The sequence below is a fragment of the Mycobacteroides immunogenum genome, assembly GCF_001605725.1.
GTDB lineage: Bacteria > Actinomycetota > Actinomycetes > Mycobacteriales > Mycobacteriaceae > Mycobacterium > Mycobacterium immunogenum.
In genome coordinates, this window is the sequence record NZ_CP011530.1 from 3651673 (window position 1) to 3678652 (window position 26980).

The 26980-nt window shown below is 62.5% G+C and carries 29 protein-coding genes; 18 read left to right on the forward strand and 11 right to left on the reverse strand.

Annotated elements, in window-relative coordinates:
* Nucleotides 1-13: 13 nt before the first annotated feature.
* Nucleotides 14-1708, reverse strand: coding sequence for an aa3-type cytochrome oxidase subunit I (gene ctaD / locus ABG82_RS17990; protein WP_043078698.1), 1695 nt, complete (start codon nt 1706-1708; stop codon nt 14-16).
* 170 nt (nt 1709-1878) lie between these two features.
* Here ctaD and ABG82_RS17995 point away from each other — a divergent pair, with 170 nt between their 5' ends.
* The 4 genes from ABG82_RS17995 to ABG82_RS18010 all read left to right on the forward strand — a co-directional run bounded on the left by ABG82_RS17995 (nt 1879) and on the right by ABG82_RS18010 (nt 4382).
* A complete protein-coding gene (locus ABG82_RS17995; protein WP_043078737.1) occupies nt 1879-2952 on the forward strand; it encodes an ABC transporter substrate-binding protein in 1074 nt (357 codons plus the stop codon).
* Between the two features lie 34 nt (nt 2953-2986).
* Entirely contained in the window at nt 2987-3265 is a 279-nt protein-coding gene (locus ABG82_RS18000) for a YciI family protein (protein ID WP_043078699.1), read from the forward strand.
* Entirely contained in the window at nt 3262-3774 is a 513-nt protein-coding gene (locus ABG82_RS18005; protein ID WP_043078700.1) for a nitroreductase/quinone reductase family protein, read from the forward strand. Before ABG82_RS18000 ends, ABG82_RS18005 begins: the two co-directional genes overlap by 4 nt.
* Before the next feature lie 134 nt (nt 3775-3908).
* Nucleotides 3909-4382 (forward strand): SRPBCC family protein, encoded by a 474-nt coding sequence (locus ABG82_RS18010; protein WP_043078701.1) that lies wholly within the window; start codon nt 3909-3911, stop codon nt 4380-4382.
* Between the two features lie 9 nt (nt 4383-4391).
* Here the strand turns inward: ABG82_RS18010 and ABG82_RS18015 are convergent, their stop codons facing one another.
* On the reverse strand, nt 4392-4802 hold the full coding sequence (locus ABG82_RS18015; protein ID WP_043078702.1) for a hypothetical protein: 411 nt from the start codon (nt 4800-4802) through the stop codon (nt 4392-4394).
* A gap of 36 nt (nt 4803-4838) precedes the next feature.
* On the opposite strand from ABG82_RS18015, the gene ABG82_RS18020 reads away from it, so the two are divergent.
* From ABG82_RS18020 to ABG82_RS18055, 8 genes are all read left to right on the forward strand, one after another.
* Complete coding sequence (locus tag ABG82_RS18020; RefSeq protein ID WP_043078703.1) at nt 4839-5411, forward strand: TetR/AcrR family transcriptional regulator; 573 nt, start codon at nt 4839-4841, stop codon at nt 5409-5411.
* Nucleotides 5408-6277: an EamA family transporter gene (locus tag ABG82_RS18025; RefSeq protein WP_043078704.1), complete on the forward strand. Its 870-nt coding sequence runs from the start codon at nt 5408-5410 to the stop codon at nt 6275-6277. Before ABG82_RS18020 ends, ABG82_RS18025 begins: the two co-directional genes overlap by 4 nt.
* 62 nt (nt 6278-6339) lie before the next feature.
* A complete protein-coding gene (locus ABG82_RS18030; RefSeq protein WP_043078705.1) occupies nt 6340-6957 on the forward strand; it encodes a TetR/AcrR family transcriptional regulator in 618 nt (205 codons plus the stop codon).
* The gene (locus ABG82_RS18035; protein WP_043078706.1) at nt 6935-7411 is read left to right on the forward strand and encodes a nitroreductase family deazaflavin-dependent oxidoreductase; all 477 of its coding nucleotides are present in this window, start codon (nt 6935-6937) and stop codon (nt 7409-7411) included. Before ABG82_RS18030 ends, ABG82_RS18035 begins: the two co-directional genes overlap by 23 nt.
* A gap of 92 nt (nt 7412-7503) precedes the next feature.
* Entirely contained in the window at nt 7504-9375 is a 1872-nt protein-coding gene (locus ABG82_RS18040; protein WP_043078707.1) for an ABC transporter ATP-binding protein/permease, read from the forward strand.
* Nucleotides 9376-9450: 75 nt separating this feature from the next.
* A complete protein-coding gene (locus tag ABG82_RS18045) occupies nt 9451-10491 on the forward strand; it encodes an NAD(P)-dependent alcohol dehydrogenase (RefSeq protein WP_043078708.1) in 1041 nt (346 codons plus the stop codon).
* Between the two features lie 56 nt (nt 10492-10547).
* A complete protein-coding gene (locus tag ABG82_RS18050; protein ID WP_043078709.1) occupies nt 10548-11999 on the forward strand; it encodes an LLM class flavin-dependent oxidoreductase in 1452 nt (483 codons plus the stop codon).
* Between the two features lie 41 nt (nt 12000-12040).
* Complete coding sequence (locus ABG82_RS18055; RefSeq protein WP_054429068.1) at nt 12041-12535, forward strand: hypothetical protein; 495 nt, start codon at nt 12041-12043, stop codon at nt 12533-12535.
* On the opposite strand, the gene ABG82_RS18060 is transcribed toward ABG82_RS18055, so the two are convergent.
* Both ABG82_RS18060 and nrdF read right to left on the reverse strand, forming a co-directional pair.
* Nucleotides 12536-12865, reverse strand: coding sequence for a DUF3349 domain-containing protein (locus ABG82_RS18060; protein WP_043078710.1), 330 nt, complete (start codon nt 12863-12865; stop codon nt 12536-12538).
* A 145-nt stretch (nt 12866-13010) separates the two neighbouring features.
* Nucleotides 13011-13973 carry a class 1b ribonucleoside-diphosphate reductase subunit beta gene (gene nrdF, locus ABG82_RS18065; protein WP_043078739.1) on the reverse strand — a complete coding sequence of 321 codons (963 nt, stop codon included), beginning with the start codon at nt 13971-13973 and terminating at the stop codon, nt 13011-13013.
* A 187-nt stretch (nt 13974-14160) separates the two neighbouring features.
* Here nrdF and ABG82_RS18070 point away from each other — a divergent pair, with 187 nt between their 5' ends.
* From ABG82_RS18070 to ABG82_RS18080, 3 genes are read left to right on the forward strand one after another with little or no spacing between them, the layout of a single operon-like run.
* Entirely contained in the window at nt 14161-15015 is an 855-nt protein-coding gene (locus tag ABG82_RS18070; protein ID WP_043078711.1) for an SDR family oxidoreductase, read from the forward strand.
* Nucleotides 15016-15044: 29 nt separating this feature from the next.
* Nucleotides 15045-16244, forward strand: a complete 1200-nt coding sequence (locus ABG82_RS18075) for an NAD(P)/FAD-dependent oxidoreductase (protein WP_043078712.1) — start codon at nt 15045-15047, stop codon at nt 16242-16244.
* 29 nt (nt 16245-16273) lie between these two features.
* Nucleotides 16274-16912, forward strand: a complete 639-nt coding sequence (locus ABG82_RS18080; protein ID WP_043078713.1) for a YoaK family protein — start codon at nt 16274-16276, stop codon at nt 16910-16912.
* Here the strand turns inward: ABG82_RS18080 and ABG82_RS18085 are convergent.
* A complete protein-coding gene (locus tag ABG82_RS18085; protein WP_043078714.1) occupies nt 16898-17635 on the reverse strand; it encodes a maleylpyruvate isomerase family mycothiol-dependent enzyme in 738 nt (245 codons plus the stop codon). The two genes, ABG82_RS18080 and ABG82_RS18085, sit on opposite strands and share 15 nt — an antisense overlap.
* Before the next feature lie 230 nt (nt 17636-17865).
* Here ABG82_RS18085 and ABG82_RS18090 point away from each other — a divergent pair, with 230 nt between their 5' ends.
* A complete protein-coding gene (locus ABG82_RS18090; RefSeq protein WP_052511138.1) occupies nt 17866-18252 on the forward strand; it encodes a CDGP domain-containing protein in 387 nt (128 codons plus the stop codon).
* Nucleotides 18253-18346: 94 nt separating this feature from the next.
* On the opposite strand, the gene ABG82_RS18095 is transcribed toward ABG82_RS18090, so the two are convergent.
* Nucleotides 18347-19060: a LysR family transcriptional regulator substrate-binding protein gene (locus ABG82_RS18095; protein ID WP_043080278.1), complete on the reverse strand. Its 714-nt coding sequence runs from the start codon at nt 19058-19060 to the stop codon at nt 18347-18349.
* Between the two features lie 28 nt (nt 19061-19088).
* Here ABG82_RS18095 and ABG82_RS18100 point away from each other — a divergent pair, with 28 nt between their 5' ends.
* Complete coding sequence (locus ABG82_RS18100) at nt 19089-19475, forward strand: DUF5997 family protein (RefSeq protein WP_043080279.1); 387 nt, start codon at nt 19089-19091, stop codon at nt 19473-19475.
* A gap of 46 nt (nt 19476-19521) precedes the next feature.
* On the opposite strand, the gene ABG82_RS28285 is transcribed toward ABG82_RS18100, so the two are convergent.
* Both ABG82_RS28285 and ABG82_RS18105 read right to left on the reverse strand, forming a co-directional pair.
* Nucleotides 19522-20070: a hypothetical protein gene (locus ABG82_RS28285; protein ID WP_131676353.1), complete on the reverse strand. Its 549-nt coding sequence runs from the start codon at nt 20068-20070 to the stop codon at nt 19522-19524.
* 26 nt (nt 20071-20096) lie between these two features.
* Complete coding sequence (locus ABG82_RS18105; RefSeq protein WP_234708115.1) at nt 20097-23327, reverse strand: hypothetical protein; 3231 nt, start codon at nt 23325-23327, stop codon at nt 20097-20099.
* A gap of 205 nt (nt 23328-23532) precedes the next feature.
* On the opposite strand from ABG82_RS18105, the gene ABG82_RS18110 reads away from it, so the two are divergent.
* On the forward strand, nt 23533-23976 hold the full coding sequence (locus tag ABG82_RS18110; RefSeq protein WP_043080280.1) for a DUF2628 domain-containing protein: 444 nt from the start codon (nt 23533-23535) through the stop codon (nt 23974-23976).
* A gap of 83 nt (nt 23977-24059) precedes the next feature.
* On the opposite strand, the gene nrdE is transcribed toward ABG82_RS18110, so the two are convergent.
* From nrdE to ABG82_RS18125, 3 genes are read right to left on the reverse strand one after another with little or no spacing between them, the layout of a single operon-like run.
* Complete coding sequence (gene nrdE, locus ABG82_RS18115; protein ID WP_052511140.1) at nt 24060-26141, reverse strand: class 1b ribonucleoside-diphosphate reductase subunit alpha; 2082 nt, start codon at nt 26139-26141, stop codon at nt 24060-24062.
* 53 nt (nt 26142-26194) lie between these two features.
* Nucleotides 26195-26635, reverse strand: coding sequence for a class Ib ribonucleoside-diphosphate reductase assembly flavoprotein NrdI (gene nrdI, locus ABG82_RS18120; protein ID WP_043080282.1), 441 nt, complete (start codon nt 26633-26635; stop codon nt 26195-26197).
* A 28-nt stretch (nt 26636-26663) separates the two neighbouring features.
* Nucleotides 26664-26906, reverse strand: coding sequence for a redoxin NrdH (locus ABG82_RS18125; RefSeq protein ID WP_043080283.1), 243 nt, complete (start codon nt 26904-26906; stop codon nt 26664-26666).
* Between the last annotated feature and the right edge of the window lie 74 nt (nt 26907-26980).

Here is a 26980-nt window from a genome sequence, read left to right on the forward strand (position 1 = left end):
TGTCGCGACCTTATTAGTGGCCGCCACCCACGTGCGCCTCAGCGCGCATGCGTTCGGACATGTGCGGGTAGTGCAGCTCGAATGCCGGGCGCTCCGAACGGATCCGGGGCAGCTCGGAGAAGTTGTGCCGCGGCGGCGGGCAGCTGGTGGCCCACTCCAGGGAGTTGCCGTAGCCCCAGGGATCGTCGACCGTGACGACCTCGCCGTACCGGTAGCTCTTGAAGACGTTCCACAGGAACGGCAGCGTCGAGGCACCCAGGATGAAGGCGCCGACCGTCGAGAACGAGTTCAGGAAGGTGAAGCCGTCGGTGGGCAGATAGTCGGCGTACCGGCGCGGCATGCCCTGGTTACCCAGCCAGTGCTGCACCAGGAACGTCGAGTGGAAACCGATGAAGGTGAGCCAGAAGTGGAACTTGCCGAGACGCTCATCGAGCAGGCGGCCCGTCATCTTCGGGAACCAGAAGTAGATACCGGCGTAGGTCGCGAACACGATGGTGCCGAAGAGCACGTAGTGGAAGTGCGCGATCACGAAGTACGAGTCGGTGACGTGGAAGTCGACCGGAGGCATGGCCAGCAGCACGCCGGTCAGACCACCGAACAGGAAGGTGACCAGGAAGCCGACCGAGAAGATCATCGGCGTCTCGAAGGTCAGCTGCCCCTTCCACATGGTGCCGATCCAGTTGAAGAACTTGATACCCGTCGGAACCGCGATGAGGAACGTCATGAAGCTGAAGAACGGCAGCAGCACGGCGCCGGTGGCGTACATGTGGTGCGCCCACACCGCGATCGACAGTGCGGCGATACCCAGCGTCGCGTAGATCAGCGTGGTGTAACCGAAGATCGGCTTGCGGCTGAACACCGGGAAGATCTCCGAAACGATGCCGAAGAACGGCAGCGCGATGATGTACACCTCGGGGTGTCCGAAGAACCAGAACAGGTGCTGCCACAGCAGAACTCCGCCGTTGGCAGGGTCAAAGATGTGCGCGCCCAGGTGGCGGTCGGCGGCCAGACCGAACAGTGCCGCGGTCAGCAGCGGGAAGGCCAGCAGCACCAGCACGCTGGTCACCAGGATGTTCCAGGTGAAGATCGGCATCCGGAACATGGTCATGCCGGGGGCACGCATACACACGACGGTGGTGATCATGTTGACCCCGCCCAGGATGGTGCCCAGACCACCAACGGCCAGACCCATGATCCACAGATCAGCACCGGCGCCCGGTGAGTGGATGGCGTCGGTCAGCGGTGTGTAGGCGGTCCAGCCGAAGTCGGCGGCACCACCGGGGGTGATGAAGCCCGCGATACCGATCAGGGCACCGAAGAGGAAGAGCCAGAAGGAGAAGGCGTTCAGACGCGGGAAGGCCACGTCGGGGGCGCCGATCTGCAGCGGCAGCACCACGTTGGCGAAGCCGAACACGATCGGCGTCGCGTAGAACAGCAGCATCACGGTGCCGTGCATGGTGAACAGCTGGTTGAACTGTTCGTTGGACAGGAACTGCAGTCCCGGCACCGCCAGCTCGGCGCGCATGAACAGCGCCATCAAGCCACCGATGAGGAAGAACGCGAAGCACACGACCAGGTACATGATGCCGATCAACTTGTGATCGGTGGTCGTGATCAATCGATAGATCAGCGTGCCCCGTGCGCCCATACGGGGCGGGAACGGGCGGCTGGCCTGCAATCCACCAATTGGGGGTGCTTCGGCGGTCACGGCTCCTCCGTTTCCTTGTAGCTCGCAGTCGATCGAGTGACTGCTTGTCTGACGTGAATCCTAGCCCGCGCCACCCCCGATCGCGGAGCGGGTCCTACACAGAGTCGTACTTGGTGTCGTTTCTGAACGGTGAGCAGGTGGTCATGGCGCTCTTTCGCGGTCCTACCCGCGTGTTCGCGGCCCCGCCCGGTAAGTTCAACCGGGTGCAGACAGCGAGGTTCTGGGTCGCTGCCGCGATGTCGGCAGCACTGATAACGGCGACGGTATCGGGCTGTACCGAGAAACCCACGAACGAGACCCCGAGCACCCTGGCCACCAGCGCGACCAAGATCGCCGGTGCCGGTGTGTTGGGCAACGCACGCAAGCCCGACGAGTCCTGCGCGAAGGATGCCGCGCCCGTCGACCCGTCCGCACCGCGCGAAGTACGGCACTCCCAGGGCGAGACCGAAGTTCCCGACGACGCCAAACGCATCGTGGTTCTCGACGCCGGAGCGATCGACACACTGTGCGCCCTGGGATTACAGGACCGAATCGTCGGGGTGGCGTTGCCCGACCGGGCCACCACTCCCCCGTCCTACCTGGGAACCACGGTTCACAATGCGCCGTCGGTGGGCCCCATGGCATCACCCGATCTGGCCAAGATCGGCGCCACCAAACCCGATCTGATCCTCAGCTCGATCGGCGAGCAGAACTCATACCTTGATCTGAGTGCCATCGCACCCACCGTGATCGTCTCCGGCCACGATTTGGCCGAGCATGTTCGCTTGGTGGGTAAGGCCACCAGAAGGACGGCCGACACCGACAAGTTGTGGGCCGGGTTCGTCGACGCCGCCAAGAAGGTGGGCCGCGAGAACGACGCCACGCACTTCCAGGCGTCCATCGTCCAGTTCACCGACCAAACGGTGCGGGTCTACGGAGCCAACAACTTCCCCGCCTCGGTGCTCGGCACCGTGGGGCTCGATCGCCCTGCCACTCAACGGTTTACCGATACTCCGTTCATCGAGATCGACGCCGACGACTTCTCGGCCGCGGAGGGCGACATCATCTACGTGTCGTTCACCAGCCCGTCGGCGAAGGATCGCGCGGCCCGGATCTTCGGCACCAAACCGTGGATGGCGCTCGGCGCCACCCGCGACAACCGGGTGTTCGCGGTCAACAACGAGGTCTGGCAGACGGGCGATGGAATCGTCGCGGCGCGCGGAATTCTCGACGACCTGCAGTGGGTCAACGCGCCCATCAACTAGATCGCCCCGCCGCCGTAGGCGCTACGCTCCCGGCATGTACCACGTACTGCAGCTGACCTACACCCAACCGATCGAGGTCGTCGACGGCGTCCGACCCGCGCATCTGGAGTGGCTCGACGCCGAGATCGCGGCGGGCAACATACTGATCAGCGGCCGCAACGAGGCAGGTACCGGCGGAGTGCTGATCACCGGCGATATCGCCGCCGAGGATGCCGAGGCCCTGATCGCCGCCGACCCGTACACCACGGCCGGGGTCGCCGAGTACGCCCGAACCGGCTTCAACGCTGGCCGAAAGGCAGACATAATCCCATGAGCGAGAAGGGCTTTCCCGAGAATCGGTGGGGCAACCCGGACAGCGCGCTGTCCCGGATCGCCGCGAAGTTCGCCGCCACCAAACCGGGCTCGTGGACCATCCGTAAGCTGACGCCGCTGGATCGAGCGGTCATGGAACGCACGGGCAGTCGTTACACCGTGTTGGGTCCTCTCGGGTTGCCGACGCTGTTACTCACCACCACGGGCCGCAAGTCTGGCCAGCCCCGGGTCTCACCACTGCTGTACCTGCACGACGGTGACCGAATCGCCTTGGTGGGCAGCAATTTCGGCCAAGAGAAACACCCCGCGTGGACCACCAATCTGCTGGCCAACCCGCGCGCCAAGGTGACGCTGGCCGGCCAGACCATCGACGTGGTCGCCACCCCCCTCACCGGCCCCGAGCGCGACGACTACTACCGCCGCTTCGAGGCGATGCTGGAGGTCTACTCGGCGTACAAGGGGCGTACCGGACGGGAAATCAGGGTCTTCATCCTCGAACGCGTCGCCTGAAGCTACTCGTTACAAGCGGTACCCGTACTTTTTGTACCAGCTTTAACCAGGTAATTAACGTGACTTTTTCCGCAAAAGCCTCGATATCGGCGATTTTGGGCTAACGTTCCCCGCAGCTCGCGGAAGGATGGAACGTGATCCAAGAACGCATCGACATCGCAGTGGCCGCGCGACCGGAGACCGTCCTTGAGGTACTCAAGGACGTCGAGTCCGTCGACGGTTGGCTTCGCCCGCATCTGCCGGCATGGCCACCGGTCACCAGCACCATGACCGTCCTCGAGTGCTTTGACGACGGCTCGCCGCGCCTGGTACGGACGATCAGCTCCACACTCGGAATCACGGACGATTCCCTGACCGAGTACCAGTGGTATCCGGATGGCTGTCGGCTCACGCTGCTGGAAAGCAGAACGTTGCGCCACAATGTCAGCAGGTTCACCGTCATCCCCGACGAGCCCGAATCGCGGCTCACCGCTGACATATCCCTGGATCTCAAGATCCGGTTGCCGGGGCTGCTGGAGCGCCAGCTCAAGAAGACCCAGGTGGGATTCGTGAGGAGTTTTCAGCGCGCGCTTGCGGCGGAATCGGCACGCCGCGAATCCCATTCGTAGTCCGCCGAATCAGTGCTTGCCGACGATCTGACGCTTCACGGAGTGCAGGATGTGATTGGTCGCCACGACGTGTCCGCGTGTACCGATCACCAACGCGCGATAGATCCGCCCACGTAACCCCGGAAAATCCGCATAGGTCTGCGCGCGCAGCTGGGTGCCGCCGTCCCGGGCCTCGGCAAGCTCAAAAACCAGCTCGTATCGCGAAAAGCGGTGCTGCCCAGTCAAAGTCAACTGCATTTCGGGATCCACACCGCCGATGGCGAACCCGGCGCGCGGGCGCGCACCCAGTAAGAAGCCCAGCGCGTTGTGTTCGGCGGACCGCAAGAATCCGTCAACGTAGTGCCGCAGACCGTCCCATACCCGGCTGGGTGGCGCGTCGATGCGGATCACATGCTCGTCAATATAGGATAATTGTTCCATATTCCATACCTACCAGAATTAGGACGAACATTCCAGATGGCACCCGAACGCAAACACACCAGCGATGCCATCCTCGATGCGGTGCGCTCACTGCTGCTCGACGGCGGCCCACGTGCCGCCACCATCGCGGCCATCGCCGGCGCCTCTGGCGCCCCGCCCGGAACACTGAACCACCGCTTCGGCAATCGCGAGGCGATCATGTCCGCGACGTGGCTACGCGCGGTCAAACGCTTTCACGAACACGCCCTGGGCGCGCTCGAATCCACCGATGATCCCATTGAAACCGCAGTGGCGCTGGCACTTTCGGTGCCGGCATTCGCCCGCGGCTATCCAGACGATGCCCGATTGCTGCTGTCCCTGCGCAGCGCCGACGTCCTTGGCCCCGAGGCAAGTTCCACACTTGATGAGATGAACGCACCGTTATTCACCGCGATGCGTGAGCTCACCCGAAGCATCTATCACCGCAGCGATGCGCGATCGCGCGACCGGCTCCTGCGCGCCGTGGTGGACTTGCCCTATGCCGCCGTCCGCCGCCACATACCCGCGCTGCCCGGGTGGCTCGAAGAGGATCTGGCCGACGCGGTTCGCGCACTGTTGGCAACACGATGACTGATCCCTCGCACCACCGGCTCGCCGCACCCGCACTCATGCTCGTCAGCGGGACGTCGATGTACATCGGCGCGGCGGCCGGAGTCAGCCTGTTCCGCTGGCTCGATCCGGCAAGCGTGGCCTGGCTGCGAATATGCGGTGCGGCGCTGGTGTTCCTGGCCATCGCCCGGCCCCGCCGGATGGCCTGGCGCGGCCACGCCCTGTGGTGGGCAGGCGGGTTCGGGGTAATCACCGCACTGATGAACATGTCGTTTTACCTGGCCATCGATCGGCTGCCACTCGGCACCGCGGTGGCCATCGAATTCCTGGGGCCAATCACCGTCGCGGCAATCGGTTCAAGGTCTCTGCGCGACGGGTTCTCAGTACTGGCCGCGCTCGTCGGCGTGATGCTGATTGCCGACGTGCAGCTCGCCGCCGAACCCGCGGGAATGGCGTTCGCACTGCTCGCGGCGCTGTTCTGGGCGGGGTACATCGTGGTGGGTAAACGTGTCTCACTGCAGGGAAATCCCGCGGAATCACTGGCCGTCGGGTTCACCGTCGCCACGGTGGTGACGTCGCCGGTCGTGACCCTCGGGATTGCCCACGCCCATCCCGACACACCGATCCCGCACGTCCTCGTACTGGGGCTATTGATGGGCGTGCTCTCCAATGTCATCCCGTACGGCCTCGACCAGGTGATCTTGCGGCGTGCCGGACAAAGCTACTTCGCGGTGCTCCTTGCGCTTCTGCCCCTCTCGGCGACCGCGATCGGCGTGCTTGTCATGCACCAGATTCCCAGCACTCCCGAGCTATTCGGCATTCTCGCGATCGTGGTGGCTGTCGCCGTGCGTCGCGACTCCCCGCCGAGTGTGAGCGCCAGCGCGTAATTTCCGCCGAGTGTGCACCGCAGTGCTCACTCTCGGCGGAGGGTGCGTGCTATTTTGGCCGTATGACCAACTTGGTCGATCGGCCAAATTCTGCGCGGGGTGATCGCCGTCGCTCGGAGTTGGTGCATGCCGGGATAGAGCTGTTGTGCGAGGGCGGCTGGCCCGCGGTGACCACACGGGCTGTGGCCACCCGCGCGGGCACCAACCCCGGATTGATCCACTACCACTTCGGCGGACTCGCCGGACTGCACTGTGCGGTCGCCCGTCAGACCTGCGAACTGGTGATCAGCCCCCTGGTCACGACGTTTCTCGACGCACCCGATACCCGTAGCGCCCTGCGCGCGATGCGCGACGCCCTTCCCGAGGCCGCCAGCGACGACAACGCGATGCACTTGGCCGTCGAGCTCATCGCTGGGGCGACTCGCGATGCCGCGCTGGGCGCAGCGCTGGGCGCCAAGCTCAAAGAGGTGCGCGCGGAGGTCGCCGACCATGTGCGGCTGCGGCATCCCCACTGGTCCCGGCACCGCGCCGCCGGATTGGCAACGCTGATCATCGCGTTCATGGACGGCCTGGTGCTGCATCACACGGTTGACCCCAATATTGAGACAGCCGAGGCATTTTCGCTTCTCGAAAGCCTGCTAGACGAGGAAGGGAACCATGAGAAAGATCCAAAAACCTAATCCCCCAACCGGATTGCAGCGCATCCTGTGGCGCCTGCCCATCTCACTTTTTCGGGCCCATCTCGGCTTTCTGGTGAGCAAGCGCATCATGCTGTTGACGCACATCGGCCGGAACTCGGGCCAGCCCCGCCAGGCCGCGCTCGAGGTCGTCGAACACCGTGAGGACGGCAGCATCATCGCGGCCTCGGGGTTCGGCGCCGCGGCCGACTGGTACAAGAACGTCCGCAAGACACCCGAAGTCACTATTCAGGTCGGCGCCCGGACACGGCAGGCGCGGGCGGTCGCGCTATCCACTGACGAGGGAGGTGACCTGATGGCGCACTACGCAATGAAACGCCCGCGGTCGGCCAAGCAGCTGAGCCGCCTCATGGGATTTGAAGTCGACGGCTCTGCCGCAGACTTTCGCGAGGTGGGCCGGGCCATTCCGTTCGTGCGATTCGCGCCCGCCGACTAGGGCGCTCTGCACGCTTGCCAGGACGTGCTCAGCCTGTGCCCGTACACTCCGCGAACAACTGGATAGTGACGGGATTCGGAGGGCATTGATCGATGAAGACGGCGACCGACTGGGGTACCGAGATATGGCGATCGCTGGTATGGGTCGGTTGGGTCTGGCCGCTGACCTCAGCAGTCTTCGTCACCATCGCCTTCTTGATCGTTCAGTTCACGCAGTGGGGACGGCAGTTCTGGCGTATCACGGGCCAGTACTTCACCACCCGCGCGGGGCGGGGCGGCTTGGTTCTGCTGGGACTGGTGCTGCTCTCCGTCGTCGTGAACGTCCGCCTGTCGGTGGTATTCACCTATTACTACAACGACATGTCCGCGTCGATTCAGTACATCGTCCAGGCGCTGGCCCGCGACGGTCAGGGCATGCCCGAGGCCAAGGCATTCTTCTGGCTCAACATCCGGCGGTTCTGCCTTTTGGCGGGTATCAACATCGCCGTGGTGGTCACCGACCTCTATCTGTTGCAGGCGTTCATCATTCGGTGGCGTGTGTGGCTCACCGAGCGCGTCACCGTTGACTGGCTCTCCAAGCGGGCGTTCTACCGGTCACGCTTCATCGACAACACCATCGACAACCCGGATCAGCGAATTCAGGCCGATATCAACAACTTTGTCGCCATGTCGAGCGCACCGGAGCAGCTGCAAAGCTCGTCACTACATCTGGCATTCGGCGCCGTCAACGCATGCATCTCGCTGCCGTCGTTCACCATCATCCTGTGGGATCTCTCGGGGCCGCTGAATATCTTCGGGTTCGAGATGCCCAGAGCCCTGGTATTTCTCACCTACATCTACGTGATCGTCACTACCTTGATCGCCTTCCGGATCGGGCGCCCACTGATCCGCAGATTCTTCCTCAACGAACGCCTCAACGCTATGTTCCGGTACGCGCTGGTGCGCCTGCGCGACACCTCGGAAAGCGTGGCCTTCTATCGCGGCGAGAGGGCCGAGTCCAAACAACTCAAGAGCCGCTTCGACGCGATCATCGGTAACTTTTGGCAGCTGGTCTATCGGAGCATGGGATTCACCGGCTGGAACTTCGCGGTGTCCCAAACCGCCGCGGTCTTCAACTCGGTGCTGCAGGTGCCACGACTCATCGCGGGACAGATCACCTACGGTGACGTGAGCCAAAGCGCCAGCGCGGTAGGACAACTACAGACCTCGCTGTCATTCTTCCGCAATGCCTACGACAACTTCGCCGCCTATCGTGCGACGGTCATGCGCTTGGACGGCCTGCTACAAGCCGACTCTCAATCGCGCGAGCTGCCCATGCTGGAGCCGGGCGATCAGGCAGACGGCGTCACCCTGAACAACATCTACGTGCGTAAGCCCAACGGCGACAGCTTGATCGACGACCTGAACCTCAGCCTTACCGCTGGAGACGCGCTGTTGATCAAAGGGCAGTCAGGTAGCGGCAAAACCACGCTGCTGCGCTCCCTCGCGGGGCTGTGGCCGTACACCGATGGCGATTGGACCCGCCCCGGCGGTGATCACGAGACCATGTTCATTTCGCAGCTGCCGTACCTACCGCTTGGCAACCTGCGCGATGCGCTCTCCTATCCGGCCGAGTCGGGCACCTTCTCCGACGAGGAGTTGCTCCAGACCTTGGAGAAGGTGTCCCTGGCTCACCTCGCCGATCGCCTCGATGAGGAAGCCGACTGGATCAAGGTGCTCTCCCCCGGTGAACAACAACGCGTCGCCTTCGCACGCATCTTGCTCATCAAACCCAAGGCCGTCTTCATGGACGAGTCGACATCCTCACTCGACGAAGGGCTCGAGTTCTCGCTCTACCGTCTGCTGCGCAGCGAACTACCCGGCTGCACGCTCGTCAGCGTCGGCCACCGCAGCACCATCGATCAGCACCACGATCACAGGCTTCAGTTAGACACCGACGGCCGGTGGTCTCTATCACCGCTATGAGCCGGGGCGGGAATAAGTGGGGCCGAGTAGGCTTTCAATCGGTAGCTTCGTTAACTATCGCAAAAGGATGCATATATGGTCTCCGTGTCGGCTTATGCCGCGACTTCCGGTAAGGACCCGCTGGTCCCCACCACAATCGAACGTCGCGAGGTCGGTCCGCACGATGTCTTCATCGACATCAAATTCGCGGGTATCTGTCACTCCGATATCCACACTGTCCGTGACGAGTGGGGCCGCGCCAGCTACCCCATCGTCCCTGGTCACGAGATTGCCGGCGTCATCACCGAGGTCGGCTCCGAGGTAACCAAATTCAAGCCGGGCGATCACGCGGGCGTCGGCTGCTTCGTCGACTCCTGCCGTGAGTGTCCCAGCTGCCTTGCTGGACTGGAGCAGTTCTGTGAGCGCGGCATGGTGGGCACCTACGGTGCCAAAGATCGCGACGGCACCCAGACACAGGGTGGATACAGCCAGGCCATCGTTGTCGACGAGAACTACGTCCTGCGTATCCCCGACAGCCTTCCCCTGGATGCGGCAGCGCCACTGCTGTGCGCCGGTATCACCACCTTCTCTCCGCTGCGGCACTGGAACGCCGGCCCCGGCAAGCGCGTCGCGGTCGTCGGTCTGGGTGGTCTCGGTCACATGGCCGTCAAACTGGGTAAAGCGATGGGCGCCGAGGTGACAGTGCTGAGCCAGTCACTCAAGAAGATGGAAGACGGCCTGCGCCTGGGCGCCAGCCACTACTACGCGACCGCCGACCCCGATACTTTCAAGTCGCTGCGGAGCAGCTTCGACCTGATCCTCAACACCGTGTCCTCGAACCTGGACATGGGCAAGTATTTGGGTCTGCTGGGCGTCGACGGCACCCTGGTGGAGTTGGGCCTGCCCGAGAACCCGATCGAGGTCCCGGGCTTCCCGCTGCTGGCCAACAGGCGCAGCATCTCGGGATCGTTGATCGGTGGCATTCCGGAAACCCAAGAGATGCTTGATTTCTGCGCCAAGCACGGCATTGGCTCGGAGATCGAGGTCATCGACGCCTCGTACATCAACGAGGCCTACGAGCGCGTGGTTGCCAGCGACGTGCGATACCGCTTCGTCATCGATACCGCCACGCTCTAAGTTTCACCCCGAGTACAACCGGTGACTGACGTCGTCGGGGTGCCGATGCTGAGGGGATGACCCGCGTCATCCGTTTCAACGCGTTCGATATGAATTGTGTTGCGCACCAATCCCCCGGCCTATGGCGGCACCCCGACGACCAGTCCTGGCGGTACAAGGATCTGTCCTACTGGACCAACCTGGCCAAGCTTCTCGAGCGAGGCCGATTCGACGGATTGTTCATCGCCGACGTGCTGGGTACCTATGACATCTACGGCGCCAGTGATGAGGCGGCCATCCGTCAGGCCGCGCAGATTCCAGTGGCCGATCCGCTGCTTTTGGTCTCGGCGATGGCGTTGGTCACCGAACATCTGGGCTTCGGCGTCACCACGGGTACCGGATTTGAGCATCCGTACCCGTTCGCGCGCAGGCTATCCACCCTCGATCACCTCACCGGCGGGCGGGTCGGATGGAACGTGGTCACCGGATATCTACCCGCTGCCGCCCGCAACATGGGTCAGACCGATCAGCCCGCACACGATGCCCGGTATGACCACGCCGATGAGTACCTCGAGGTGCTCTACAAGTTATGGGAAGGCTCATGGGAGGACGGCGCCGTCGTCCGCGATGCCGCCCGTGGCGTCTTCACCGATCCCGACAAGGTGCACCACATCGGCCATGAGGGAACGCATTTCACCGTTCCTGGCGTGCACTTGGTGGAGCCGTCACCGCAACGTACGCCGGTGATCTATCAAGCCGGGTCCTCACCGCGCGGGGTACGTTTTGCCGCGGAGAACGCCGAGGCGGTGTTCACCGCCGCCCCCACCAAGGAACTGCTGCGCCAGACGGTGACCACCATCCGCCGCGAATTGGAGCTTGCGGGACGCGATCCCTACGCCGCCAAAATTTTCAACCTCACCACGGTGGTTACCGGGGAGAACTCTGAAGCGGCACATGCCAAACACGCCGAATTGCTGAGCTACGGCAGTGCCGAGGGCGCCCTGGTGTTCATGTCCGGCTGGATGGGTGTGGACCTCGCCCGCTACGGCCTGGACGAACCGATCGGAAATGTGGATTCCAACGCGATCCTGTCGGCGGTCGCGGCCTTTCAGGCGGCCACCGCCGACGGCCGGGAGTGGAAGGTGCGCGATATCGCCGAGTGGGGCGAGATCGGCGGGATGGGACCGCGGGTTGTCGGTTCCGGCAGCGAGGTCGCCGACACCTTGCAGGAGTGGGTGGATGAGACCGACGTCGATGGCTTCAACCTGGCCTACGCGATTACGCCGGGCACCTTCGAGGACTTCGTAGAGCATGTGGTCCCGATACTAACCGAGCGCGGCGCCTACCAAAACGCCTACACCCCAGGAACATTGCGCCACAAGCTGCTGGGCAACGGCGACCGGCTACCCGAGGAACATCGAGGAGCCAAGTACCGGATCGGTGGGCCACTCTCGACGATCATCGATCGACCGTCGACCGTGCCGTCATCGTCGGGGTCCACGGCGCCGGCACCGACGCGGGGGCGCTAGAAACGCCCTCGATCCGCTACCCGCGCGGGTAGATTCCGGGCATGACGAAGGGGGCGCGTCGCCTACTGACAGCCTGCGCGGTGCTACTGGGCACAGTGCCGACGAATACGTATCCCGCTGCGGCTCAACCGCCACCGGGTTTCCCCGACTTCAGCGGGTTGCCCGCCGTCGATGCTGACCAGTACCCCAGCTATACCGGGCACTCATTCACCACACCCGACGGGCTGGTCTGTTTCGGGCGTGGACGGTACCCCTACTACAGCGTGGGATGCGCTGGGACCACGGTCGGCTCGGATCGCGCGATCCTCGATATGAGCACCTACGCGCGCACAGACAACTTACCCGCGACGATCTACGCCAGTCCGGTCGCCGAGAGCGCCACCGGCGTGCGGCCACTGCCTATCAACCACACCATCCAGATGACGGCGGACGTCGTCTGCGCCGTTCTGGAACCGGCAACTACAGCTTGCGTTCTCGATTCATCGTCGCAGACACACGGATTCGTACTGAGCCCAGAGCGCAACTGGGCGTTCTAGTTACGCGTTGAGCGCGGTGGCGTCCACACCAGCCAACGGCCAGCCGCCGGCCGCCAGACGTGAGGCAACGCGTGAAATGTCTTGAGCGGTTGGCTCATCCTTGGTCACGTCCGAGATGAACTTCTCGATCTCATCCTTGCTCACCACACCATCAACCTGAGCCGACGATTCCGGGTCGGTCAGCTTGGCGACGACTTCCTTGACCTGCTCCTCGGTCAACGTGCGACGCAACAGCGCCAACAGCGGGAACCGATCGGTGGGAGGTACCCCCTCCGGGTATCCGGCGGACAGCCAGGAAACGATCGAACCAATAATCGATGTGCTCGTCACGGTAATAGTGTCCCCGCAGCAGGTTCACAGCGCGAGGTGACATCAGCACAGTTCACCGGCCGTTCATTTGTGGAGAACGAGCAGACGTAAAAGCCCCCGACACGGCGGGCGTGCGGGGGCTTTACGTCTGCTGGCGAGGACCGGGCTAGAAGTTCCAGTCCTCGTCTTCGGTGTTCACAGCCTTACCGATGACGTACGAGGAACCCGAGCCGGAGAAGAAGTCGTGGTTCTCGTCGGCGTTCGGCGATAGCGCCGACAGGATCGCCGGGTTGACGTCGGTCTCCTCGCGCGGGAACAGCGCCTCGTAGCCCAGGTTCATCAGGGCCTTGTTGGCGTTGTAACGCAAGAACTTCTTGACGTCCTCCGTCAGCCCAACCTCGTCGTAAAGATCCTCGGTGTAATCGGTTTCGTTCTCATACAGCTCGTAGAGCAGGTCGTACGTGTACTCCTTGATCTCGGCACGCTTGGCCTCATCGACGCCCTCCAGACCGCGCTGGAACTTGTAGCCGATGTAGTACCCGTGCACAGCCTCGTCGCGGATGATGAGGCGAATCATGTCGGCGGTGTTGGTGAGCTTGGCGCGGCTGGACCAGTACATCGGAAGATAGAAGCCGGAGTAGAACAGAAAGCTCTCCAGCAAGGTCGAGGCAACCTTGCGCTTGAGCGGCTCGTCGCCCTGGTAGTACCCCATGACGATCTCGGCCTTGCGTTGCAGGTTCGGGTTCTCCTCGGACCAGCGGAACGCGTCATCGATCTCGCGCGTGGAGCACAGCGTCGAGAAAATCGAGCTGTAGCTCTTGGCGTGCACCGACTCCATGAATGCGATGTTGGTGTACACCGCCTCTTCGTGCGGCGTGATCGCATCGGGAATCAAACTGACCGCGCCGACGGTGCCCTGAATGGTGTCGAGCAGCGTCAGGCCCGTGAAAACCCGCATGGTCAACTGCTTTTCGTGATCGGTCAGGGTATTCCAGGACTGGATGTCATTGGATACTGGCACCTTCTCGGGCAGCCAGAAGTTACCGGTAAGCCGGTCCCAGACTTCGGCATCCTTTTCATCGGGAACCCGATTCCAGTTGATCGCCGACACGCGGCTGACCAGCTTCAGTTTTTCACTCACGAGACCACTCCTGGAGAACGTTGAACAAGTTCGCGGGATTCGCTGACTGTGGAAGACGACACTACCCCTAGGGGCCGACATCCCGGCGCAACACAACGTGTTGTGGTTAAGCGTGTCGAACCCATTCCCGAGAATTTCCAGTCACACAAACTTGACACGTGTAAAGTCCGTGGTCATGGACAAAATCACGGGCAAAAACATCGCCATTACGGGTGCCGCGCGCGGTATCGGGTACGCCACCGCCACTGCTCTCCTGCGGCTCGGTGCCCGAGTGGTGATCGGTGACCGTGATGTCGAGGCCCTTGGATCGGCCGTGGAGGGGCTCAAGGAGGAAGGCAACGTCGACGCGCATCCGCTCGATGTCACCGACCCGGCCTCGTTCAAGCGATTCCTCGAAGCCGCGGGCGCTGGCGGGCCCGTCGACGTGCTCATCAACAACGCCGGCGTCATGCCGATCGGGCCGTTTCTGTCCACCAGCGACCGCGCGATTCGGTCGATGCTGGAGGTGAACCTGTACGGCGTGATCAACGGATGTCAGCTCGCTCTGCCGGAGATGGTGGCGCGCGGCCGCGGCCAAATCGTCAACATCGCCTCCGTCGCCGGCCTGATGGCCGTACCCGGCATGGCGGTCTACAACGCGTCCAAGTTCGGCGTCGTGGGCCTCTCGCGCGCTCTCAGCGATGAGTTCGCACCACAAGGAGTGCAGGTCAGCGCGGTACTACCGACCTTCACCAATACGGAGCTGATCGCGGGCACCGATTCCACCGGGGCGCAGAAGCCCGTCGAACCCGAGGACATCGCCGCCGCGGTGGTGCGCATCATCGAGAAGCCCCGGGTCCAGGTCACCGTGCCGAAGCCGCTGGGCGCGGTCACCACGCTGGTCAATTCTCTGCCCACCGGAATCCGCCGGTTCATGAGCAAGAAGACCGGCACCGACCGCGTCTTCCTGGAATTCGACACCAGCGCCCGCAGCGCGTACGAGAACCGCGCGGGGTCAAGCCTGGGCGTGACCAAACCCGACGGCGAATAGACGCCCTCGCGGCCCTTACTATTTGATACGTGAGCGAGAACCACTACGACATCGCGGTAGTCGGCGGGGGCCCGGCGGGGTCATCCGCGGCCTGGCAGGCCGCCCGTACGGGTGCCCGCGTGGTTCTCGTCGATAAGGCCGAATTCCCACGTGACAAGCCATGCGGCGACGGGCTGACCGCCCGCGCGGTGAGTTACCTGCAGAAGATGGGGCTGGCCAGCGAGGTCGCCCAGTTCCACCGGGTCGACGGTGTGCGGGTGGATAGCGGCAGCGTCTGGGAGCTCACCTTCCCCAAGCGCCCTGGTATGCCCGATCACGGGCATGTGGTGCGCCGCCCCGAGTTGGACACCCTGCTGCTCAAGCACGCGGAGTCCGCGGGCGTCGAGGTGCGCCAGTCCACCGAAGCGGTGGGACCGGTCGGCGACGGAGACCTGGTCAAGGGTGTCGAAGTGAAGACGGCCAACGGATCTCGCGAAACCATCTCCGCAGACGCGGTGATCGTCGCCGACGGTGCGTACTCCCCCTTCAAGCGGGCGATGAACATCGACTCGGAATACAAGGGATACAGCGCGATCGCGATCCGCGCCGAGATGACGGCCAACCGCGAAGACTCGAACATGCTCGACATCGATCTGCGGATCCACCACCAGCAGGACGCGCTGCCCGGATATGGCTGGGTGTTCCCGCTCGGCGGTGGCCGCATCAACATCGGCATCGGGTACGTCAATAGCTACCGCAAGTGGCAGGACGTCAACGCCGCGCAGGTGCTCGACGCTTACATGCAGAAGTTGCCCAAGGAATGGGAACTGCCCGATCTTGCCGAACTGCGCAAGAACAAGGGTGTGCGCGCCTGGCGTCTGCCCATGGGATTCACCGCCTGGCCGCCGTGGCGCCCGGGCGTGCTCTTCGCCGGCGACTCGCTGGGCGCGGGCAAGCCCGCCAGCGGAGCCGGTATCTCCAAGGCGCTCGAATCCGGTTTGGCAGCAGGCGAATGCGCAGTGGCGGCGTTGCAAAACGCCGGGCCACGCGACTTCACCAACTACGAGCAGCGGATGAACGAGGCTTGGGGCAAGGAATACAAGCGCGGCCGCATGATGCACCGCGCGATCGGGAACCCGTGGCTGTGCGCGCAGGGCATCAAGCTCATCGACAACGATCTCTTCCGTGACCGCATGCTCAAGGTGTTGTACAAGCGAGCGCAGGGTCCCGGACACAAGACGTCGCACTAGCCGCCGTGTGGTCCATCCGGCGGCGAGAGATGGTGCTGGCCACCGGACTGTCAACTGTCGCAGGGTTTCTCGACGCGATCGGATTTGTACACCTGGGCGGGTACTTCCTGTCGTTCATGAGCGGCAATACCACCAGGATGGCCGCCTCGACCGCCACCCAACACTGGGAATCCGCTTATAAGGCCGCCGGTTTGATCGGCATGTTCTTCATCGGCGTGATGATCGGCGCGATCGCCTCGAGGGTAAGCGGCGAACACGAGCGCGTCGCCGTACTGGCCGTAGCCTCGACAACCGTTGCCGCGGCTGCCATCACCCAGGACTTGGGCGCAGGTGTTGCCTCGCTGCTCATCACCTCGCTTGCGATGGGGGCGATGAACTCCGTTTTCCAGCGCTCCGGCGAGGTCCAGGTCGGGCTCACCTACATCACCGGCACCGTGGTCAAGGCCGGACAGCGGCTCGTGGACGCTTTCTTCGGCGGGCCCCGCTGGGTGTGGCTGCGCTACATCACGCTGTGGGCCGGGCTAACCATCGGCGCCGTGTTGGGCGCCGCGACATATCACCGCATCGGGCTCGACGCGCTGTGGGTGGGATTGACGCTGCTCGCCGTGTCCACCATCGCCACCTGGGCGGTGCAGCGGTCGAGCCGCCCGCTACTAAATTCGGACTAGATCAAACACTCGCTCTACGTGGGCGACATCCCCCTCGACCGTCACGCGCGACAGCGGCACCCGGTGCCACAGCGCAAGCAGCAGATCGGACGTCGACGCCGTGATGACCGCGTCCGGTGCGGCATCCTCGTCCACGATACCGATGCTCTCCGCGTCAGCACGCAACAGCCACGAACCGCCACCGTCTTTGGCCTGCAGGAGTATTCGCGCTCCCTGAAGATCTTGTGGGGTACCCCCGTCGCGTCCGATGCGCCGAGGTGTGAAGACCTCCGACCACTCGCCGATGCCATCGGCGGCCAACTCGGCATCGATCGGAGCGGCATCCCAACCGCGATAGGCGTGCTCGATATCCCAGCGGTGCACCGCGACCTCGTGTGCCTGCCTGCGGTACCAGAACCGCACCGGCCGCTCGCCGAACGGCGACTTCGTCGGCGCGTCAAGGTCACTCGATGTCAACGTGGCCAGGAGCGCGTCGGCGCGCTCGGCGTACCAGCCAAGGACACCCTCGCCCGCTGGAGCCTCCGGGTCGACGTCCGCGTACGGAACCTTTTGCCCAACAAGGATTCCCACTGCCCATCGGTGCACCCCACCGAGGTGGGCGATCAGATCGCGTGCCGTCCAGCCCGGGCATGACGGCGCATCCTGATCCAGGTGCTCGGGCGGGGTCGCGGCCACCGCCGCCGTTCCACTGCGCAGCGCTTCCAACCATTCCTCAGGACTCATGCCGTAGTGGTATCACGCCCCGGCGACCACGGCCCGACGAGCCGACAGCGGGGCATCTACCCCGTGATCCGCGTACTGGAAATACCACTTGTAAATCGATTTACTTCTAGTAAGTTCATGCTGTCTTTTTACTGTGTACTTCCAGGGGGATCACCATGAACATCCGTCGTACTCGCTGTGCGCGTCTTCTGCTTGGGCTAGGAATAGCCCTCTGTGCTGCGGTTATTCACGTGCCCACCGCCAACGCCGACAATCCGCCTAACTGCGAGCAGGTCCCCTGGGGCTTTCTGGGCTCGCTGAAGCGCGAGATCTGCGACCAGCCGATCCGCAAAGATGGGTCCTGGATACGGCGCAAAGTCATCGGGATTCCCGCCCACTATCAGAACCCGAGCAGCAGCTGCTATAGCAGCGGATACTGGGGCACCAGCAACTGCACCTACTACCCGGGCAGGCAGGTACCCGACCGAGTCGACAGTGACGAAACCTACGAATTGCGCGCGGACACCGTGCCCGCCGACGAGCCAGGGCACATGCCCGACCCCGCACCGGCTCCCCCGGCGCCCAAGGAGCCCACACCTGCGCCCGCCCCGCCAGAGCCGGTTTCGGAAGACGCCTAGCTGACCGGCGCGACCCCGGATCATCGCCGAGTCTGCGTCTCACGACGGTTTTGGGCCGAAAAGCGTCGTGACACGCAGAGTCGGAGGGGCCGCGTCAACGGCGACCGCGATCGGTCCGTCCCGGCTTGCGGGCGACCTTGCCTGCGGCGGCACGGGCCGCCTGTTTGGCCAGGGTCTTCTCTCGTGCCGTGCGTTTCGGCGTGGGCTCGTCCCGCCCCCGGGATGAATCTGGCTTGCGGCCCCGCACGATCCCGATGAACTCCTCAACGAGTGACGACTGCTGCCCTTCCGGGAAGGCCAGCGCCACTGGGCAGCTGGGCGCATCGGAGATCGGGCGGTAGGTGAGGTCCTTGCGGTGATGCAGCCGTGCCAACGACTGCGGAACGATGAGCGCACCCAGTCCTGCGGCGACGAGTTCTATTGCGTCCTCGGTGGTCTCGGGTCGGTGATCGACCACACTGCCAGGGGCGTCCGTCCAGTCGAGGACGTCGTCGAGTGGGAGCAGCATCGGTTCGCCGTCGAGGTCTGCCACCGTAATGGTGTCGACGGCACTGAGCAGGTGATCGGTCGGCACCACTGCCACCGTTGTCTCTTCGTAGAGAGGGATGACGGCCAGGCCGCTGGTGTCGGCAGGCAGCCGCAGCAGCGCGATATCGACCGTGCCGTCCCGCACCGCGTCGGCCGCGTCTGCGGCAGCGACAGCGCTCAGTTGCAGGGGAATGGCTGGGTGACGCTCAGCCCAGATCCGCACCCATTTCGCGGGTGTCCCGCCGGGGACGTACCCCAGAGAGAGCGAGGGCGAGGTCATCGTCTCAGGCTACCGATAGGCTGAACCCATGAGCAGGCCGAACGCGCAGTCCATGAAACCCGCCACTGCGGCGAAGAAGCTGGACGTGTATCTGCAAGCGACGCCTGCGGAGTTCCAGGAGAACGCGATCACACGAGCCGAGCTGGCGGCCCTGCAGGCGGACCCGCCGCAGTGGCTGAAGGATCTACGCAAGGACGGGCCGCACCCCAAGAATCTGGTGGCCGCGAAGCTCGGCGTCTCGATCTCCGGGCTCGCCCGCGGTGGTGTCGAGGACGCCCTCACCACCGAGCAGATCAACCAGCTGCTCGAGGAGAAGCCGGATTGGCTTGTCGCAGAGCGCGAGAGCTACCAGGCAGTGCTGCGCGAAGAGCGCCGCGTGAAAGCGCTACGCGCAGAGCAGGCGCGGAAGAGCTGATTCTCCTTCTAGCGTAGTGATCCCAAACTCCTCCGGCTGATACTCATCAGAAGACGATGCTGTTGCCGTCTTCTCGGAGAACGAACCCGTGGTTACCGCCCGTGGTATCGAGGCACGCGGTCACGCCTTCTTCTGCCGCACAAGTTATTGGACCGTACTGGATTTTCTTTCCGGCAGGCAATAGTGGGGTATTCGACTGGTATTCGCCGCAACGACCCTTAAATCCGCCAAATGAATAGGGCGCGCCCGGCCCTGTCCAATTGATTCTCTTAATAGAACACGATTCGGGCGGATTTGACGCCGGTACTTGATCATCGGGAACGCCAGGAATTTCACCACTACAGCTAAGACGGGCAGGAGTACCGCCCGAGATAACAAAGCCACATCCATATCTACCGCCAGGGAGGGTAAATCCTACGGAATCACCGTTGGCGCGACCACCATGTTGGATATAGGCACCTGGATCCACCGGAGCAAAGGAATCCATGTTCGGGAATCCTGGTGGCGGTTCAGCCAGCGCTGGAGCTGCAAATCCGAAGAGACTGACCGCTCCGCCGATAGCGATAGCACCAATAGATTGTTTGATACTCATCATGTCGTTCGGTCGCCTTTCACGCGAAGCTATGGTGTGGGAGGTTTTTGTATGAGGATACTTAGCGTAGAAGTCCAGGTTTCTGGATGGTAGCCTGCCGGGTCCGCTTCATTGAATGGCCAAGCACTCATACCGGTAGCAACATTGATGATGTTGGATCCCGCTGGGCCCGGCGTAACGGCACTGGCAGTTGGCCCGTAGACACTATTTACCGTGGCAAGAGCGTTTGGATTTGGCGTATTGTCACCTGCGACCAAGTACGTCCAGTCTGGATTCAGCAGCTGTTGGGGCGTCCATGCGGCGGCTCCGTATATGCCGCCATTGATTGGATTCATGTTGGCATCTAGTAACAGCAGACCGCCACCAGGAAGCGACAAGATCTGATTTTCGCGATCGCCGCCACCTGCGATATCGCCTATCTTGGTCAGATGATTGATCCAGTCATTAGGCTTACTCGAATCAACTGGTGCTGATTGCCATATAGAGCGAGGAGCGTTGGAGCCCCATCCGTCATTCCCGACAACCACCATAGTGTTACTAATTGGGTCGTATGCACCGCTGCTCTGAGATCCTGGCGTTTGACCGATTAATACTGGAGAGCTGGGATTACTCAGATCGTACACTGAAGTATGGGGTGAAATAAAGTTCCAAGGATTCTTGGCTAATTCCCCATCAGTTTCGGAGTACTTCCTTATGCTGAACATTCCGTAGGGACGATCGTTTTGGCCCAACGCATACCCCATCGGAAGTGCGCGCTCACCTGGTTTGTTAATCGGGTTATCCACTCCGTTCAGTTGCGTTGTGCCGTGCTTCGGGTCACCGGTAAACGATAGATTTTTGCCCGGCACCTTGGTCAACAAATCGACTTTATCGCGCGATGTTTGTTGCGGCGCGGTCATTCCCGATATTGAAAATGTCGGAGGCGGCGCCTCCGGCGACGCCGGGTCGGTCGGCGACTGCTTCAAATCCGCTGCAGCCGCCGTACCTTCGGGAACTTCGCCGCTCATCAATTCGATGGGCTGAGCGTCAGCAGCGTTGGCGGCACTGTCCGCAGGACCCGACATCGCTTCAGCCGTCCCCCCGCCATCCGGAATACCACCTGAGCCCATGCTGCTCACCGTGTTGACCGCACCAGCACCCTGGGAAGTCAGCTGGGCGCCTTGCCCAACGAGATCAGTGACTTGCGAAGCCTGGTCGTTGATTTGCGTGAGCTGCTGCATCTGCGGTTTCAGTTGTGGGTTGGCGTCGCCGACCGCCTGGGCAGCCTGATCGGCTTCCTTCTGAGCGGTTTTCACGATCTGACTGCCCGCGTTGACGGCATCCGCGGTGCCCTGGATGCCTTGGGACACGCCTTGCACCAACGTGATCGCGTCCTGCGGATTCACCGCCCCGGACTGCGCCGACGACGCCAACGAAGCACCAGCCTGCGCCGCCGAACCAAAGCCCTGCGCTGCCTGCCCTGACGATTCGCCGATCTGCTGCCCCGACTGCACGTAAGTCTGAATATCGCCCGGAAGCCCTTGCGCTGCTTGGGATGCATCCTGACCAAACGCCTGCGTGTCCGGACCCTGCTCATCTTGCTTACGCCGCCGCGTGGAAGCCGCACCCAATAACAACGCTGTCAGATCATTGTCACCGGACTGCTTGTCGCGATCCTGCTGGTCCTTGTCGTCCTTCTTCTTGTCCTTCGACGGAAATTTCGGCAACTGCTGCTGCTTCTGATTCTGCTTGCTCTGCTGCAGCTGCTTGGTCAGATCATCGATGCGCTGACGATCCTGACCGGACTGTTGCTGCTGATCTTGCAGCTGGCGAGTGAGATCATCAACGCGCTGCTGATCAGATTGTTGCGGCGGCTGCTGGCTTAGATCCTGCTGCGGCGGCTGGTTCTGCGCAGGCTGCTGTTGCGGCGCGCTTTGATTGGCTTGCCCGCCTTGCGATCCCGTGTTCGTGCCCGGGTTGGCTTGCCCACCGTTATAGTCAGGATTCGGCGCACCAGGCCCTTGAGTGTACGGGGTGGCACTTTGATAATCCGGGATTTGGCTGCCGTGTTGAGGTGTCTGCCAGCCCTGCTGAGCCTGCTGCGCGCTTTGGCCACTGGTGCTTTGGCTCACCGCCGGGGACTGGGTGTTGTAAATCGAAATCGAACCGTTTTGATCCAGCGGCGGCTGGTTGTTGAAACCGCTCTGATAATCGGGCATCTGATTCGGCATCTGCGGCGGCTGAAACTGCGAAGCATCAGGCCCATAGGAGTTCGACCCATTAGAGCCACCCCCACAATCAGGCGGACACTGCGCATGCGCCTGCGGCACCGTCGCCGGACTAAACCAGCCCAAACCCAAACCCCCAGCCGAAAACATCAACAACGCAACAACACCCGAGGTCGCGGCAGCCTTGTTCGAGGCATCAGTGGCCCACTTCCACAGACCCGCAAGACCTTTCCACCACCCCAGATTGGACCCGATCGCCCACAACAAGACCACGACGATCGCAGCGACAGCAGGCAACACATCCGGGCCCACGATCCACACATACAGCCGCGGCGCGATCCCGGCGGTTAACAGCACCAGGCCCAAACCACCGCCAACAAGGGCAGCCACCAGACCCGGATGCCACAACCCTTCCGGGGCCCGCCGCTTACCCGCCGCCCGATCACGCTCGATGAGCAGACCCGAATCCGTGAGCACCTCCGTGACCAACCCGGTCAGATATCGGCCGCCGGTGAACAGCGCAGCTCCGGCCAGCACCGCCACCAGCATCTGGCCGATCCCCAGCGCAAGCGACCATTGACTTTCCCCGGTCGCATTCCGCCACCAGCTGGCGTAACCACCGCGGAACGTCCACCACATGCCCAGCGCCCCAACAACCACCGAGGCAGCCGCCACAACCGCCAACACCGGCTCCGCCAAGCGTTCCTTGGCCCCATCAAACAGCGCGGCGATTACCGGCCGCGCACCCCACATCGCGAGCTTGATCCCACCACCGAGCGCGGTCAGCGCGAACAACAACAACCCGGACCAGCAGATCAGAGCAGCAGCGCTATCACCATCGCGGTACAAGCCATGAAGTAAAGCGATGCCACCGATCGCGGCAATGCATCCCGCAGCGAAGGCTGCAAGCCGCCTTCCCAGATCACCCCCAGCGGTAATCCCAGTTTCAAGATCACCCCTGAGCAACCCTTGAGAAGTCTGCGCAGAACCTGTCAGATCACGGCGATTACCGTTCACTTCCACAGATTCAACCGACCGCGCATACCCCGACACATCGCCTCCAACGATTCATCGCAAACCCCACGAAAACACGAGACTACGCCGAACCGAGACTAGTTGTCCACAACACAGCAAACATTGCACACAGAACGGCCCCGATTCCGGCCGTTCTGCCATCCCCTACGGGGAGGATCGCCATGAAAATTGGCCATCCCAGGCACCAACCCTGCAAGGATGCGCTCCACCCATTTGCTACGTTGTGGCCGTGACGGCGACCGACGACCGCAGTGACCTGTCGGCGTACTGGCGGCTCAAGTTCGATTTCTACGACCGCTACGGCACGAGATTCACACCGCAAGCTGTGGCCGCCGCTCGGGCGCGCCCCTTCGCAACGAGGATGCGCTCGGCCATCAACCTACCCGCGCTATTCTTCGGCGCGATCTACTTCATCACAAAAGGGATGTGGCGCAAGGCGATAACGTTGACCCTGTTCAACGTAGCCTTCGGAGTTGTTCTCTACCTGACGTTTCCAGCCCTGGGGCTCGGTGGGTTCCCGGCCAACGGTGCGCTCTACATGATCCTGGCCGGGCCGGCCTACTATCGCCACCGGGTACTCGACAGCCGATCATGGAATCCACTCGACGGCATCGGCTGGCGCTTCGATCGCGAAATGCGGGAAGCCTGGAAGCGGCGCCGCGCGTAGGAAGCCTCTTGGTTCACAAACGCCTTGAATAAACAAGCAGGCCAGGGACATTCATCCCTGGCCTGCTTGTTACCGGAAAATTCTCACAGCATGCAGGAAACGCAACCCTCAACCTCGGTGCCTTCCAGCGCCATCTGCCGCAGCCGGATGTAGTACAGCGTCTTGATTCCCTTGCGCCAGGCGTAGATCTGCGCCTTGTTCACGTCACGCGTGCTGGCGGTGTCCTTGAAGAACAGTGTCAGCGACAAACCCTGATCCACGTGCTGGGTGGCCGCGGCGTAGGTGTCGATGATCTTCTCGTAGCCGATCTCGTACGCGTCCTGGTAGTACTCCAGGTTGTCGTTCGTCAGGTACGGCGCCGGGTAGTAGGCCCGGCCGATCTTGCCTTCCTTGCGGATCTCAATCTTCGAGGCAACCGGGTGAATCGACGACGTCGAGTGGTTGATGTACGAGATCGAGCCCGTCGGCGGCACCGCTTGCAGGTTCTGGTTGTAGATACCGTGCTGCTGCACCGATTCCTTCAACCGCAGCCAATCATCCTGTGCCGGAATGCGAATCCCGGCATCGGCGAACAGCTGGCGCACCTTCTCGGTCTTCGGCTCCCACACCTGCTCGGTGTACTTGTCGAAGAACTCGCCGCTGGCGTACTTGGATCTGTCGAACCCGCCGAACTTCGTACCCCGCTCAATGGCAATGCGGTTCGACGCCTTCAGCGCGTGATAGAGCACGGTGTAGAAGTAGATGTTGGTGAAGTCGACACCCTCTTCGGAACCGTAGAAAATGCGCTCACGCGCCAGGTAGCCGTGCAGGTTCATCTGGCCCAGGCCGATGGCGTGAGAGTCGTTGTTGCCCTGCTCGATCGACGGCACCGACCAGATATGCGTCTGATCCGACACCGCGGTCAGCGCGCGAATAGCCACCTCGATGGTCTGCGCGAAATCCGGCGAATCCATCGTCTTGGCGATGTTGAGCGAACCCAGGTTGCACGAGATGTCCTTGCCTACCTTGGCGTAGGACAGGTCGTCGTTGAACAGCGAGGGCGTCGACACCTGCAGGATCTCCGAGCACAGGTTCGAGTGCGTGATCTTGCCCTCGATGGGGTTGGCCCGGTTCACGGTGTCCTCGTACATGATGTACGGGTAGCCGGACTCGAACTGCAGCTCGGCGAGGGTCTGGAAGAACTCGCGCGCCTTGATCTTCGTCTTCCGGATCTGGCCGTTATCGACCATCTCGTAGTACTTTTCGGTGACGTTGATGTCCGCGAACGGCACCCCATAGGTGCGCTCGACGTCGTACGGCGAGAACAGGTACATGTCCTCGTTCTTCTTGGCCAGCTCGAAGGTGATGTCCGGGATCACCACGCCCAGCGAGAGGGTCTTGATGCGGATCTTCTCATCGGCGTTCTCGCGCTTGGTGTCCAAGAAGCGGTAGATGTCCGGGTGATGCGCGTGCAGGTACACCGCACCGGCGCCCTGGCGAGCACCGAGCTGGTTGGCGTAGGAGAACGAGTCTTCCAGCAGCTTCATGATCGGGATGACACCCGAACTCTGGTTCTCGATGTTCTTGATCGGCGCACCGTGCTCACGAATGTTGGTGAGCAGCAATGCAACACCACCACCACGCTTGGACAGCTGCAGCGCCGAGTTGATGGAGCGCCCGATGGACTCCATGTTGTCCTCGATACGCAGCAGGAAGCAGGACACCGGCTCGCCGCGCTGCTTCTTGCCGGAGTTGAGGAAGGTCGGGGTAGCCGGCTGGAACCGGCCGTCGATGATCTCGTCGACCAGCTTCTCGGCCAGCTGCAGATCGCCGTCGGCCAGAGTCAGCGCCACCATGACGACACGATCCTCGAAGCGCTCCAGGTATCGCTTACCGTCGAAGGTCTTAAGCGTGTACGAGGTGTAGTACTTGAACGCACCGAGGAAGGTCGGGAAGCGGAACTTCTTGGCGTACGCGCGATCCAGCAGTGACTTCACGAAGTTGCGCGAGTACTGGTCCAGCACCTCGCGCTCGTAGTACTCCTTCTCGATCAGGTAATCGAGCTTCTCGTCCTGATTGTGGAAGAACACCGTGTTCTGGTTGACGTGCTGCAGGAAGTACTGCCGCGCGGCCGCAGCGTCTTTGTCGAACTGGATTTTGCCCTCTGCGTCATACAGATTGAGCATCGCGTTGAGCGCGTGATAGTCCAGCTCGCCGTGAGCCGAGCCGTGCGCAGAGGTCACTGGTTCTGCAGTTGTCGCGGTTGGCGCCACGGTGTGTCCTTCCAAAATTCATCGAGTCCGGCGAGCACTTGCTCCACATCTTCAGCGGTGCCCATGAGTTCAAAGCGATACAGATACGGCACGTCACACTTGGCCGAAATGACCTTGCCCGCGTAGCAGTACTCGGCCCCGAAATTGGTGTTTCCGGCCGCGATGACACCACGGATCAAGGATCGGTTTTTTTCGTTGTTGAGAAATTTGACGACCTGCTTGGGGACGTATCCCCCGGCCTTGCCGGGCACCGGATGCCCGCCGCCGTAGGTCGGCACGACCAGAACGTAGGGGTCGTTGACCTCTATATCGCCGCGCAGCGGGATCCGGGTGGCAGGAGCACCCAACTTCTGGACGAAGCGGTGGGTGTTCTCCGACACGCTGGAGAAATAGACCAGATGGGCCATGCCCGACTCCCGTACGACTTACTACCTATTAGGCAGAGACGGCGACCGCGCCGGCGAGGGCCTTGATGCGGTCAGGACGGAAACCCGACCAGTGATCGTCACCGGCGACCACCACGGGCGCCTGCAGATAGCCGAGTGCCATCACGTAGTCACGAGCCTCGGGGACCTCGGTGATGTCCACGACGCTGTATTCGATGCCCTGCTTGTCTAGGGCCTTGTACGTCGCGTTGCACTGTACGCAGGCGGGCTTGGTGTAGACGGTGATGCTCATGCGTAGCTCCTCAGCGAATCGATCGTAGACATCTCAACAAAGTTTTCAGCAGTCCAGCGCCCGGGAAAATTCCG

Bases quoted from the DNA above. Each gene is read 5' to 3' on its own strand.
- ABG82_RS18000 (WP_043078699.1), top strand. From the start codon at position 2,987: ATGTACCACGTACTGCAGCTGACCTACACCCAACCGATCGAGGTCGTC.
- ABG82_RS18005 (WP_043078700.1), top strand. From the start codon at position 3,262: ATGAGCGAGAAGGGCTTTCCCGAGAATCGGTGGGGCAACCCGGACAGC.
- ABG82_RS18015 (WP_043078702.1), bottom strand. From the start codon at position 4,802: ATGGAACAATTATCCTATATTGACGAGCATGTGATCCGCATCGACGCG.
- ABG82_RS18020 (WP_043078703.1), top strand. From the start codon at position 4,839: ATGGCACCCGAACGCAAACACACCAGCGATGCCATCCTCGATGCGGTG.
- ABG82_RS18025 (WP_043078704.1), top strand. From the start codon at position 5,408: ATGACTGATCCCTCGCACCACCGGCTCGCCGCACCCGCACTCATGCTC.
- ABG82_RS18030 (WP_043078705.1), top strand. From the start codon at position 6,340: ATGACCAACTTGGTCGATCGGCCAAATTCTGCGCGGGGTGATCGCCGT.
- ABG82_RS18035 (WP_043078706.1), top strand. From the start codon at position 6,935: ATGAGAAAGATCCAAAAACCTAATCCCCCAACCGGATTGCAGCGCATC.
- ABG82_RS18040 (WP_043078707.1), top strand. From the start codon at position 7,504: ATGAAGACGGCGACCGACTGGGGTACCGAGATATGGCGATCGCTGGTA.
- ABG82_RS18045 (WP_043078708.1), top strand. From the start codon at position 9,451: ATGGTCTCCGTGTCGGCTTATGCCGCGACTTCCGGTAAGGACCCGCTG.
- ABG82_RS18050 (WP_043078709.1), top strand. From the start codon at position 10,548: ATGACCCGCGTCATCCGTTTCAACGCGTTCGATATGAATTGTGTTGCG.
- ABG82_RS18055 (WP_054429068.1), top strand. From the start codon at position 12,041: ATGACGAAGGGGGCGCGTCGCCTACTGACAGCCTGCGCGGTGCTACTG.
- ABG82_RS18070 (WP_043078711.1), top strand. From the start codon at position 14,161: ATGGACAAAATCACGGGCAAAAACATCGCCATTACGGGTGCCGCGCGC.
- ABG82_RS18080 (WP_043078713.1), top strand. From the start codon at position 16,274: ATGGTGCTGGCCACCGGACTGTCAACTGTCGCAGGGTTTCTCGACGCG.
- ABG82_RS18085 (WP_043078714.1), bottom strand. From the start codon at position 17,635: ATGAGTCCTGAGGAATGGTTGGAAGCGCTGCGCAGTGGAACGGCGGCG.
- ABG82_RS18095 (WP_043080278.1), bottom strand. From the start codon at position 19,060: ATGACCTCGCCCTCGCTCTCTCTGGGGTACGTCCCCGGCGGGACACCC.
- ABG82_RS18100 (WP_043080279.1), top strand. From the start codon at position 19,089: ATGAGCAGGCCGAACGCGCAGTCCATGAAACCCGCCACTGCGGCGAAG.
- ABG82_RS28285 (WP_131676353.1), bottom strand. From the start codon at position 20,070: ATGATGAGTATCAAACAATCTATTGGTGCTATCGCTATCGGCGGAGCG.
- nrdE (WP_052511140.1), bottom strand. From the start codon at position 26,141: ATGCTCAATCTGTATGACGCAGAGGGCAAAATCCAGTTCGACAAAGAC.
- nrdI (WP_043080282.1), bottom strand. From the start codon at position 26,635: ATGGCCCATCTGGTCTATTTCTCCAGCGTGTCGGAGAACACCCACCGC.
- ABG82_RS18125 (WP_043080283.1), bottom strand. From the start codon at position 26,906: ATGAGCATCACCGTCTACACCAAGCCCGCCTGCGTACAGTGCAACGCG.